This is a genomic window from Myxococcus sp. AM010 (assembly GCF_013372585.1).
Classification (GTDB): domain Bacteria; phylum Myxococcota; class Myxococcia; order Myxococcales; family Myxococcaceae; genus Myxococcus; species Myxococcus vastator.
Genome location: NZ_JABXEO010000010.1, coordinates 134,297 through 146,730, shown reverse-complemented (window position 1 = coordinate 146,730; position 12,434 = coordinate 134,297). Strand labels below are relative to the sequence as shown.

Below are 12,434 nucleotides of genomic sequence, written 5' to 3'. Positions count from 1 at the left end.
CTCCCTCTCCCCTCCGACGACGCCCACCCCTCTCTTCCTCCCCAGGGCCACGTCGAGGAGCTCCTCGCTCAACTCTTCTGTCAGGTCCTCGGCCTCTCCTCCCTCTCTCGCCACGACGACTTCTTCTCTCTCGGCGGACACTCCCTCAGCGCCACCCGCCTCGCCGCTCGCATCCGCTCCTCCTTCGGCGTCGAGCTTCCTCTCGCCTCCCTCTTCTCCTCTCCCTCCGTCGCCGCACTGGCGCAGGTGATCGGCACGGCGGCGCAGGCCCAGGACGTCTTGCGGCCCGCGAGCCCCAGGCCGTCGCGCTTCCCCGCGTCGCTGGTCCAGGAGCGCCTGTGGTACGCGCTCCAGCTCCCGGATGCTCCGCCCTACGTGGTGCAGGTGTCCCTCGTTCTCGAAGGCGCGCTCGACGCGACGAAGCTCGAAGCCGCCCTCGAAACCGTGCTGGAGCACAACGAGACCCTGCGAACGACCTTCCACCTGGAAGCCGACCGCGTCATCGCCCAGGTGCACGGCCCACGGCGTCCGGTCCTCTCGCGAACGGACCTGTCACACCTGTCGCTTGAAGAGGCGCAGCACACCGCGCGCGCCGCCGCCACGCGAGAGGCCCAGCGGCACTTCGACGTTCAGCAAGGCCCGCTCTATCGCTTCGAGTTGGTCCAGCTCGACACGACGGGGCTGCGGCATGCCTTCATCGCCTCGCTCAGCCACCTCGTCACGGATGGCGTGGGCACGCAGGCGTTCATGGAGGAGCTGGTCGCGGCGTATCGAGCGGCTCGCACCGGCGCGCCCGCGCCGCTCCCGCCCGACATCCAGTACGGCGACTTCGCGCTCTGGCAACGCAGCCCGGAGCACCAGCGCCAGGTGGACGCGAGCCTCGAGTCCTGGAAGCAGGCCCTGGCCCACGCGCCGCCGGTGCTGGACCTGCCCACCGACTTCCCGCGCCGCGCTCCCGCGCTCAACGCGAACATGCGCCCCACGCGGCTGACGCTCGCCTCCGGAGACATGAGCGCGCTGGAGGCGCTCGCGCGCCAGGAGGGCGTCTCCACCTTCACCGCGACGCTCGCGCTGACGCAGGCCTGGCTCCACCGCCTGAGCGCCCAGTCGCACGTCGTCGTGGCTTCACCATCCTCCGGGCGCACCCTGCCGCAGACGGAGCACCGGGTGGGCTACTTCGCGAACATCCTGCCCCTGTGCACCGATGTCTCCGGACAGCCCTCCTTCCGGGAGCTGCTCCGCCGCGCCCACGGCGTGGTGCTGCACGCCACCACCCACCAGGAGGTCCCCTTCAAGCGCATCGCGGACGCCGTGCAGCCCGACGCCAGCCGCACCGCGCCGCTCCTGGCGCAGGCCCTTCTTGTCCTGGACCGCTTCTCCCGCCCGTCCTTCGAGGGACTCTCCGCGTCGGAGCTGCTCGGCGACAGCGTCATCCCCGCCTACGACGTGGTGCTCAGCCTGGTGGAGCACCCCGGAGGGGGCATGGAGGGGCTGCTCGCCACCGACAGCGCCCTCTTCACCCCCGCGACGTCCAGCCGCATGGCCCAGGCCTTCGAGCACCTGCTGTCTCAGGCCGTGCGTGCCCCGGACGCGCCCCTGTCCCGGCTGCCCTTGCTCTCGGCGGAGCAGCAGGCGCAGGTGCTGTCAGCCCTCTCGGGTGGACCACAGGACGTGCCCGCCGGCACCTGCATCCACACCTTCTTCGAGGCCCAGGTGCACCGCACGCCGAGCGCGCCCGCGGTGGCCCATGACGCGACGACCTGGAGCTACGCGGAGCTGAATGCCCGCGCCAACCTGCTGGCGCGGTACCTGCTGGAACACGGCTTGCGTCCCGAGGAGCGGGTGGCCCTCGTGATGGAGCCTTCCGCGCAGGGAATGGCCGCGCTGCTGGGCATCCTCAAGGCGGGAGGCACCTACGTGCCGCTGGACGCCAACTGGCCCGAGCCCCGCAAGCGCGCCGTGCTGGAGCGCGCCGGCGTTCGCAGGCTGTGGGTGGACGCGGAGGCCCTGGCCGCGCACCAGGGGCTCGTGCCCCACGTGGAGGTGCCGCTCCAGCCCGAGCACGTGGCGGAGGACCTGGAGCCCGGACCGCGCGCGGTGGCGGACACGCAGCTCGCCTACATCGTCTTCACCTCCGGCTCCACGGGCGAGCCCAAGGGGGTGATGGTGGAGCACCGCTCGGTGGTCAACCACAACCTCGCCATGGCCGCGCGCTTCGGCCTGCGGCCCGGGGACCGGATGCTCCAGTTCGCGCCGCTGAGCTTCGACGCCGCGGCGGAGGACCTCTACCCGCCGCTCGCGGTGGGCGCCACGGTGGTGATGCGCAGCGGGCTGGTGCCCGCGCACGCGATGACGCCGTACCTGGAGGAGACGGACATCACCCTCATCAGCCTGCCGCCCACGTACATCGAGGAGTGGATCCGCCAGATGGAGGCCCTGGGGCAGCGGGTGCCCGCGCGGCTGCGGCTGCTGGCGCCTGGCGGTGACGTCCTCAAGCGCGAGACATACGAGGCCTGGGTGCGCGTGGGCGGCGGCCATGCCCCGTGGCTCAACGTCTACGGCCCCACCGAGTGCACGATTACCTCCGCCACGTGTGACATCCCCGGCGCGGAAGGCGTGGGCACCGACGCCACGTTCCCCATTGGCCGTCCGATTCCGCGCGTGCGCTTCTACCTCCTGGACGAACACCTGACGCCGGTGCTGCCGGGTCTGCCTGGGCGCGTGTACATCGGCGGCGCGGCGCTCTCACGGGGGTACCTGCGCGCGCCGGACCTGACGGCGGAGCGCTTCATCCCCGACCCGTTCGCCGCCGCGCCGGGCGCGCGCATGTACCACACGGGAGACCTGGCTCGGATGCTGCCAGATGGGCGCCTGCGCTTCCTGGGCCGCGCGGACCACCAGGTGAAGATTCGCGGCTTCCGCATCGAGCTTTCGGAAATCGAGGCCTGCCTGCGCCGCTTCCCGCGCGTGGAGGAGGCGGTGGTGCTGGCCCGCACCGCGTCCACGGGGCTCCAGCAGCTCGCCGCCTATGTCCAGGCGCCACCGGAGGCCGTGGCCGTCGAGGCGCTGCGCGGGCACGTGGCGGAGCAACTCCCGTCGTACATGATGCCCGCGGCCTTCGTCGTCATGGCGGCCCTGCCCGTCAACGCCAACGGCAAGGTGGACCGTCACGCCCTGCCGGACCCGGACGCGCACGCGGCGGCCACCCAGGCGCCGGAGCCCCCGGCGAACGCCACCACGGCCCTGGAGCTCCGCTCCACGCTGGAGATGCGGCTGTTGAACCTGTGGCGAGACGTCCTCAAGCAGCCTGGCCTGGGGCCCGACGACGACTTCTTCCAGCATGGCGGAGACTCCATCCTGGGCATGCGCCTGCTCGCGCGCATGGAGGAGGAGTTCGGCCTCCCGGTCCCCCTGGCCACCCTCTTCCAGTACCCCGTGCTGAAGGAGACCACCGACGCGCTCCGGGAGCTGCTGGAGCAGGGCCCGCCGCTCTCCAGCGTGGTGCGCCTGTCCGGGCCGGAGGCCCCCGCGGAGGCGCCCCGGCTCTTCCTCATGCACCCCGGAGATGGGGAGCTGCACTACTACCGCCACCTCGTGCCCCTGCTGTCGCCGCACCTGCGCTGCCACGGCCTGCAGGCGCCGGAGACGATGTCGCATCGCGGGTTCGACACCTTCGAGGCGCGCGTCGCCGCATACGCGGAGGACATCCGCGCCGTGCAGCCGCGCGGGCCCTACCTGCTCGCCGGCTTCTCGTTCGGTGGGTACCCCGCCTACGGCGTCGCCGCGGCGCTCGAGGCCGCGGGCGAGGAGGTGCGCATGCTCGCCCTCATCGACACCCTCACCGTCCGCGCGCTCAACGCCGTGGCGCCGCTGACGCTGCCGCCCGTGCTCCAGCTCGCGAAGACGTTCGAGGTGCTCGACGCGGCGCTGGAAGCGGAGCTCGCGGGCCTGCCGTCAGAGGGCGCGCAATGGGAGCGCGTGGCGGCCCGTGCCAGGGAGCGCGGCACCGTGGCGCCCCACTTCACCGGCACGGACCTGAAGCGCATGTGGCACCTGGCCGGAGAAATCCTCCCGCCGCAGGTGCGCACCTGGCGCGTGCCCGACGTGCGCGCGCGGCTGCTGCTCTTCCGGGCCGACGGCAACCCGTCGCTGGACGAGACGCTCGGCTGGAGCCAGGACGTCCCGCGCGAGCGCATCGACGTGGTGCCCCTGCCGGGTGGGCACTCGGGGGCCATCGAGCCCCCGACGGTGAGCGTGCTGGCGCGGTACCTGGTGGAGAAGGCGCTCGGTGAGGCGTAGCCGGCGCGGCTAGCGCAGGCGCCCCTCCAGCCACGACTTCGTGAAGAGGTTGGGGCTGAGGGGCGCCAGCTGCACGTCCTCGTAGCGGACCACCAGCTGCGTGCCCTCCTCCTCCTCCTGCTCGAAGACCTCGCGGTAGTGGATGATGGGCTGCTGGGTGACGGGGTCCTTGAGCTTCTGGTAGCTGCGGACCAGGTCCGTGCGGAGCACCCGCCCGGAGGGCGCATATCCGATGCGCTTGACGATGTTGAGGTCCGGGTCCAACCACAGCCGCAGGTGCGCGAAGCTCACCTCGGTGTCGGGCCGCGCGGACAGGTACACCTTGCGGTAGCGCGTGCCCTGGATGACCTCCTCCCCTTCGTCCACCGCGGTGTAGTCCTCCGACAGACGCGAGCGGTCGAAGTCCCCTTCGCAGGCGATGGTGCCCACGATGTTGGCGCGCCGCGTGGTGCGCTCCCAGTGGCCCAGCGCGGCGTTGTACTCCCACAGGTTCTTCCCGATGCGCAGGTAGCCGCCTCCCGCCAGGTTCCGCGGCTGGGTGATGACCATCAGGAAGTTCTGCGACGAGTCGCGGCGGTACACCTGCATCTCGATGAGCCGCTCGATGCCGTCCTTGCGCGTCTCGCGGATGCGGACCACGCCCCGGTAGTCGCTCTGCATGGACATGCGCTTGTCCACCTGGCGCACCAGTTCGTCCGCGGAGGGCTTTGCCTCCGTTGCCTCCTTTGCCTCCGCCGCGACAGCCAGCACGGGTAGCAGCAACAGCGCGAGGACGAACGAAGGCAGCGGGATTCGAGTGCGCATCAAAGGGAGTCCATGGCGGAGCGAGGAGAGAGGGAGGAAGCGCGAGCAGCAGGGATGATGGACGCCAACGTCGCCCCGACCGTGGCCAGGATGACGGCGGCCACCACGTGCCCGGGGCCCGGCGCCAGCGGGAGCGTGTCGCTGAAGAGGAAGCCGGACAGGGCCTCCGGGAGGGAAATCGCATCGCGGAGCAGGACACACACGCCCGTGGCCACGAGGGCGCCCAGGCCGGAGGACACCGCGCCCAGCAACATGCCCTCCAGCATGAACATGCCGACCACGGACCGGCGATGCATGCCCACCGCGCGCAGGGTGCCCACCTCGCGCGTCCGCTCCCGCACGGCGACGCTCAGGGAGACGAACAACCCCATCATCACCACCGCCAGGGTGATGGCGCCCACCAGCACCGTCAGCGCGGCCAGCCCCGCGGAGATGAAGCCGAGGAAGGCGGACTCGTCCTCCCACGTCGTCACGTCCACGCGCTGCCCCGCCCAGCCTTCGCGCAGCAGGGGTGACAGCTTGTCGCCGTAGGCCTCGCGCGCGGGCGGCAGCACGGTGAACCCCGCCTGGCGCAGCGAATCCCGGAGCTGGCCCGCCAGCCCGTCCACGTCCAGCATGTCACCGTCCGCGCCGGCGCAGGCCACCTGCAGCACGCCCGCGGAGCCGGGCCGGTAGCCGTCCAGCTCGCGCAGCGTCGCGTTGGAGACGAGGATACCCGCGCTCTCGCCCAGCAGGCCCGCGCGCTCGGTGATGGCCACCACCTCCACGTCGAGCGCGTTGCGCTGGCCCCCCACCGTCTGCGTGAAGAGCGTCGCCATGTCACCCAGGCGCACGTGGAGCCGCCCGGCCAGCTGCGTGGACAGGGCCACCGTGCGCGGCCGCGCCAGCGTCTCCAGCGCGCCGTCCTTCACCTTGAAGCGGCGCAGCGCGGCGCCCTCGCCCTCCACGTCCAGCGCCACCACGTAGGAGCGCACCCGGTGACGGCCCGCGCCCGCGGTGGCCTGTCCCCGCCCGCGCTCGCGCAGCAGGCAGCCGTCCGGAACCAGCGGCTCCACCACGGCCCGCACCCGCGCGGCGTCCCCCACCACCGGGGAGATGCTGTCGGGGTGGACCTTGAAGAAGCCTCCCACGTTCAGCTCACCGCTCAGGAACGTCGTCACGACGTCCTTCTGCGTCGCGGCGACGCCCGCGCTCAGGGACATCACCCCCACCAACACGCCGCTGGCGGCGGCGATGACGGCGAAGAGCAGCATCCCCTGCTCACGGCGGAGGAACAGGTTGCGCAACGCGATGCCAAGAAGGCCCCTCATCCGTCCATCTCCCGCAGGCGCATGGCCACCGCTGGCGTCACCGCGCTGCCGCGCCACGCCGGAATCCAGGTGGCGACCAGCACCACCAGCGTCACCCCCACGCCCACCACGGCCGCGTGCCATGCCGCCAGCTCCGGCCGGAGCACCGCGCCGCCCAGGAAGAACTGCAGCGCCTCGTCCCGCACCGCGATGCCGTCCGCGCCCAGGCCCCACAGCAGCGCCGCGCCCAGGCCATGGCCCAGCAGGCTCCCCACCGCGCCCAGCACCAGGCCCTCCAGCATCAGCCCGAAGAAGACGTCCCGGCGCTGCATGCCCACCGCGCGCAGGGTGCCCACCTCGCCGACCCGCTCACGGGCCAGCAGCAACAACGTGCCCGCCGACACGCCCAGCACGAACAGCCCCATCATCCCGCCGAGCGCCACCAGCAACACCTGCGTCATCCCCACCATGCCGGTGACGAAGCCGCCCACCTCACGCCAGTCCGCCGTCGCCAGGGGCACGCCCTTCGACTGGGCGAGCTGCTGGATGCGCTCCGCCACGGCGTCCGAATCGGCGTCCGGCGTGAGCACGAGCGCGGCGTGGAAGATGCCATCTTCCAGGTCCGCCGCATCGAAGGTGGGGGGCAACGACGCGCGCGCGAAGGTGGGCGCCGGCGCGTCCTCGGTGGGAGCCGCGGGCTCCACGTCGAGCATCCGCGGCGGGCTGAACGTGTCGAACGAAGGGGCTTCCTCCTTCGAATCCATGCCCACGGCGGCCAGCAACTGCTTCGCCTCCTCCATCTGCTCGCGCGTCATCCGTCCGGACAGGTGACGCACGGTGGCCAGGTCCAGGAGCGAGGCGCCGTTGGCCTGGCTGCCGTCCCCGCCCAGTCCCCGGAAGCGGTAGGTGCCCCAGACCTTCACTGCCACGCCCGGGTCGTTGTCCAGCGTGCCCTTGAGCACCAGCGTGTCACCCGGACGCACCCGGTACAGCGGCAGGTGGGGCGCCAGCGTGCCGTAGAACGCCTGGAAGCGCGCGTCGAAGTTGCCATCATCCAGCACCCAGAACTTCTCCAGCAGCGGCTCCAGCTCCCCGGGCTGCCCCAGCACCGCCTCCAGCGCGGCCCGCAGCGCCGTGGCCCGCTCCACGTCCAGGCGCGACAGCAGGTCGGGGATCTCCGCGAGGCTGCGCTCCACCTGCGTGCCCAGCCGCTCGTCGCCCGCGAAGGTCGCCCCGCGCTCGCGCTCGCGCTTCAGCTCGTCCAACCGGACGGCCATGGGCAGCTTGAAGGAGCGCTCATAGACGGCCTGCCCCAGCAGCAGCCCTCGCGTACCCCGGGGAGGCAGCTCTCCGGAGACGAGCTCGAAGCGGCCGAACGCCTTCGCGAAGCCGCCCAGGTCCGTGCCCACGTAGTCGAGGTACATGGACTCGCCTTCACCCACCTGCTTGGCCACCCGGTTCTCCAGGAACTCCAGCACCGGGAGGGGCTCGGCCACGAAGCGCGCCCAGAAGGACGGCGCCAGCGCCTGCTCCAGCGCGCGCGCGTCCTCCGCGCTTCCAGCGCTCTGGGAGAAGGCCTCATCGCGGCGACGCGAGTCCCTGGCGACGCGCTCGAGCGCGCGCCGGAGGTCGTCGGCCATGCGGCCCAGCCGCGCGTCTTTTTCGGCCGAGGCCGGCGCGCGCGCCACGTCGCGCACCGCGGCGAGCTTCTCATCCAGGTAGTTGCCGCGGAACACCCGGCCGGTCCCCACCTCCAGGGGAACGACGTCGCGCACGCCGTCCACGCCAAGCAGCAGCTCGCGGGTGCGAGCGTAGTCCGGCAGGGGCACCATCTCCGGAGCCCCGCCCGGCCCCAGCGACATCTGCGGCCCTTCGGCGGAGTTGGCATTGTAGACCTGGAGGTGGCCCGCCCCGCTCTCAATCATGCTGAGGCGGGTGCCGTCGTAGATGCTGCCGACCAGGGACAGCCCCAGCGTCAGCAGGGCCGCCATGCTGGCCGCGAGCAAGCCGACGAGCCAGCTCCGGGGACGGGAGCGCACGCTCTGCAGCGCGAAATGGAAAAGCATGAACCCCGAATCCTAAGGATTCGAGTCCCGCGAAAACAAGCGCCGCGCTCAAGGCGCCTGAATGACGCTGAGCAGCAGGGCCACCTGCGCATCGGTGAGCAGTGAAACATCGAGCTGTTCGGGGTCGACGAGATGCCGGATGTGTGCCGCGAGCCTCGCGACGGAGGCGTGCTCGAACAGCGCCGTCACGGGCAACCGCAAGCCGGTGCGCTCCTGGACGCGGGCCAGGACGCGGGTGGCCTGCAGCGAGCTGCCACCGAGCGTGAAGAAGTCCACGTGCGCGCCCACGTCATCCACGCCGAGCACGTCGCGGAAGGCCTCCGCCACCACGACCTCCAGCGGCCCCGCCGGGGTCCGCGCGCCGCCGCCCGACAGCATCGCGCCAAGCGCCTCGCGGTCCACGGCGCCACGGGCCTGCCTGGGCAGCGACTCCAGCACGTGCACCTGTGCATCCGCGCCGTCCACGTCCGGCGCCCCCACTCCGCCCGCCTCCAGGAAGACGTGCGCCGCGTCCAACGGCGCCCCTGTCCCCAGCCCCACCGTCCGCCAGGGCAGCGCCGAACCCTCGACGCCCGCCAGCACGCGGGCCTCGCCCGACTCCACGGCCAACGCGAGGGCGGCCAGGGCCTGGGGGAGCTCCAGCATCCGGTACCCCGGGGGCGACGCAGTCAGTCCACGCGCCATGCCCGTGTCGCGCACGGAGCTGAAGGCCACCGACACCGCGCGCCGGCCCTCTGTCACGAGCGCCTCCGCGTACCGGTCCAGGAAACCCGTGGCCGCGCAATAGCCCGCGTGGAGCCCCGCCCCCAGCGTCCCCATCAATGAAGAGGCGAAGACGAGCTGCGCCTCTGGCCGCGTCCGCAGCGCGTCCGCGAGCGCCACCGCGCCCAGCACATGGGCCGCGGCGCCCTCCACGAGCGGCGAGGGCGCCTCGTTCATGAGGGGCACGGAGCTCAACGTACCGGCGAAGTGGAAGGCGCCGTCGAGCTGCCGGCCATGGCGCGCCTCCGCGTCGGCCAGCACCCGCCGCAGCGCCTCCGGCGCCGTGACGTCGGCGGTGACGTACTCCGCCCCCAGCTCGCGCTCCAGTGACGCCACGGCGGCGTCCCGCTGGCGGCGCCCCACGAGCAGCAGGCGCGCGCCCAGCCCATGTCGCAGCTGGCGCGCCCAGGCCTGCCCCAGCCCGCCCAGCGCCCCCGTCACCACGTAGAAGCCCGCCTCTTTCAGGCGCACCGGCGCAGGGGTTGGGGACGGCGTCCAGGCCACGTAGCCACGCTCCCAGCGGCGGCCCTCCCGCCAGGCCAGCTCGAACGCGGGGCGCGGCTGCCCAAGCTCGGTGGCCACGCAGTCCACCGCGGCCGGGCGCTCTTGGGGAACCCACAGGACCGAGGTCTCCAGACCGGGCACCTCCGCCTCCGCCGCGCGGAGCAACCCCGGCAGCAGGTGGGCCGCCGCCCCGGTCTCGAGCGAGGCCCCCGCCTGAGGCACGACGACGCGCAGCCGGCAGGGCGCGGCCTCCACGAGCGGCGCCAGGGATTGAGCCAGCGCCAACAGGGGCGCCACCGCGCGCGCGAGCGTGTCCCGCGAAGACGCGCCCGTGGTCGGCGCTGCCACGTAGACGACTTCGCTCACCCGGCGCTCGGCGGAGGACAGGTGTCGCGACAACGCGGAGCCAGCGCCTGGCTCCGCGTGCAGCACCTCCCGAGGCGCCAGCCGCGCGCGCAGCGCGTCGGCCCAGGAGGCGTCGCCCACGACGAGCACGGCCCCCGCCTCCGCCACGCCAGCGCCGGGCTGCCGCTGCCGCCAGCGTGGCACGGCCAGGCACGGGGGCAACGTGAAGCGGCCCCCCAGCAGCCGCTCCGCCACGCGGCGCTCCTCGGCCAGCTCCCCGGCCTCGAAGCGCCGGCGCAGCTCGGTGCGCCCGCGCTTGCCCAGCTCCGTGCGAGGCACCTGCTGCCGGGCGAGCGGCACCAGCCACGCCACCTGGAAGCCCAGCCGCCGTCCCACGGCCTCGCGGATGGCGCGCAGCAGGTCGCCCAGCGGAGGCGCGTCTGGCGCGGGGACGAAGAAGACGACGATTTCATCCGTCTGCGCGCCGCCCGCACGCGTGGCGCATGCCACGGAGTACGTGGGCAGCACGCCCGGCACCTCCTCCACCACCGTCTCTATCTCCTGCGGATAGACGTTGTTGCCGTGGAGGATGAGGACCTCCTTCTCGCGTCCGGTGATGGCCATCTGCCCGTCGCGCACCCAGGCGAGGTCCCCCGTGCGAAACCACCCGTCGGCGGTGAAGGAGCGGGCATTGAGCTCCGGGTCATCCAGGTAGCCCGCCAGCACCGACGCGCCCCGCACCTGGAGCTGCCCCACGCGGCCCTGTGGCACCACCTGGTCCGCGTCATCCACGATGCGCAGCGCCGAGCCCGCGGGCGGCGGGCCCAGCTCCACCGCGGACTGCCCGTCACGCGTCCGGACGCCCCGGGTGTTGGTGAAGAAGGAGGTGGTCTCCGCCATGCCCCAGCCCGGGCACACCACGTCCCGCCGAAGCCCGTCACCCGCCAGCGCCTCCGTGAAGCGCTGAAGCGTCCGCGCGACGAGCGGCTCGCCCGCGCAGCTCAGCACCCGCACGTGCGACAAGGTCCAGCCGCGGCGCTCGCCTCGCTCCAGCCGGTCCGCCACCAGTCCGAACGCGAAGTTGGGCGCCCACCCATGGGTGCCCTTCAGCTCGGAGAGCAGGTCCATCCACCGCAGCACGTCCGCCAGGACATAATCGCGGGACACCAGCGCATGTGACGTGCCCGCCCGCAGGCAGAGCAGGTGCGAATAGGTGATGCCCGCGACGTGGTCCAGCGGCATCCAGCTCACGCCCACGTCCTGGGGCGTGTACCAGCCGCCCGCCATCATCGCGTCGCACATGTCCAACAGGTTGTCGTGCGTGAGCACCACGCCCTTGGGCAGCCCGGTGCTGCCGGAGGTGAACGACATCAGCGCGGCGGCGCCCTCGGGCACGGCGGCGGGCTGCCCCTCCGCCCCCGTGTCCAGCGCGGCGAGCGTGGCCACCCGAAGCCCCGCGGCTTCCAGGGTGCCGACGGCGGCGGGCCCCGCGAGGACCCACGGCCCGCCCAGGCGCTGCGCCACCGACAGCACGCGCGCCATCGTGGGATGCGCGCGCTCGAACGACGCGGGCCAGGCCAGCAGCGACGGCACCACACCGGCGAGCGTGCACGCCCAGAAGGCCCGGATGACCTCGCCCGGGCGCTCCAACACCAGGACGGCGCGGTCCCCCGCCTTCAGCCCGCGTGCTTGCAAGCCGCCGCACAGCCGCAGCGCCTCGCGCCAGAGCGCATCGAAGCGCAGCACCTCGCGCCGGCCCTCCACGTCGATGAACGTCAGCGTCTTCTCCGGATGCAGCGCCACGGCCCGCCGGAGCATCTCTCCGAGCAGGCGAGGCGCTCCCTCCGGCCGGCACGGCGGGCCGCCATCCAGCAGCGCGGGCGGAGCGTTCTCCAGGTCGGCCTCATCCACGGAAGACGTCTGGGACGCAGCGCCCGACGTCTCGTCCAGCCGAGGCATCAGCGGCCCGGGCAGGAGCTCATCCAAGGGTGTGTAGCGCTCCTCCCGCACGCGGGGCCCGGCCAGCACGGCCACCTCCCGGCCAGCGGCGCGCAGCCGTGACTCCAGGTGCTGGCGCACGGAGGGCGTCCACCGCGCGAGCCGCGCCTCATCCGGCGTCCCCGTGTCCTGGAGCGGCAGCACGTCCACCAGCGCAACGGCGGGAGCGGCGTCTCCCAGGTGCTCGCGCAGCAGCGACTCCAGGGCCGCGGCCTGCACCGCGCGACGAGGCACCACCCAGGCCGTCGCGACCCCAGAGGACTCCCCCACGTGGACGTCCTGGACGCGCGCATCCTCGCGCAGGAGGTGAAGGGCCGCTTCCACCGGAGTCGTTCGAGGAGCCATGGGCGTCATCGTAGCGCAGGGC

Annotated in this window: 5 protein-coding genes and 1 pseudogene; 2 read left to right on the top strand and 4 right to left on the bottom strand. The window is 72.9% G+C overall.

The window, feature by feature from the left end:
- Positions 1–240 (top strand): annotated as a pseudogene (locus tag HV826_RS38020) (phosphopantetheine-binding protein); the annotation flags it as partial.
- A 6-nt stretch (positions 241–246) separates the two neighbouring features.
- Entirely contained in the window at positions 247–4,299 is a 4,053-nt protein-coding gene (locus HV826_RS08365; RefSeq protein ID WP_368670870.1) for an amino acid adenylation domain-containing protein, read from the top strand.
- Between the two features lie 9 nt (positions 4,300–4,308).
- Here HV826_RS08365 and HV826_RS08360 read toward each other — a convergent pair whose 3' ends face one another.
- The 4 genes from HV826_RS08360 to HV826_RS08345 are packed head-to-tail and all read right to left on the bottom strand — an operon-like array spanning position 4,309 to position 12,412.
- Positions 4,309–5,103, bottom strand: a complete 795-nt coding sequence (locus HV826_RS08360) for an outer membrane lipoprotein-sorting protein (RefSeq protein WP_176416473.1) — start codon at positions 5,101–5,103, stop codon at positions 4,309–4,311.
- On the bottom strand, positions 5,103–6,413 hold the full coding sequence (locus tag HV826_RS08355) for an ABC transporter permease (RefSeq protein WP_176416472.1): 1,311 nt from the start codon (positions 6,411–6,413) through the stop codon (positions 5,103–5,105). The genes HV826_RS08360 and HV826_RS08355 overlap by 1 nt, the downstream gene beginning before the upstream one ends.
- Entirely contained in the window at positions 6,410–8,458 is a 2,049-nt protein-coding gene (locus HV826_RS08350) for an FtsX-like permease family protein (RefSeq protein WP_176416471.1), read from the bottom strand. Before HV826_RS08350 ends, HV826_RS08355 begins: the two co-directional genes overlap by 4 nt.
- A gap of 48 nt (positions 8,459–8,506) precedes the next feature.
- Positions 8,507–12,412 carry an SDR family NAD(P)-dependent oxidoreductase gene (locus HV826_RS08345; protein WP_303623576.1) on the bottom strand — a complete coding sequence of 1,302 codons (3,906 nt, stop codon included), beginning with the start codon at positions 12,410–12,412 and terminating at the stop codon, positions 8,507–8,509.
- Positions 12,413–12,434 lie beyond the last annotated feature (22 nt).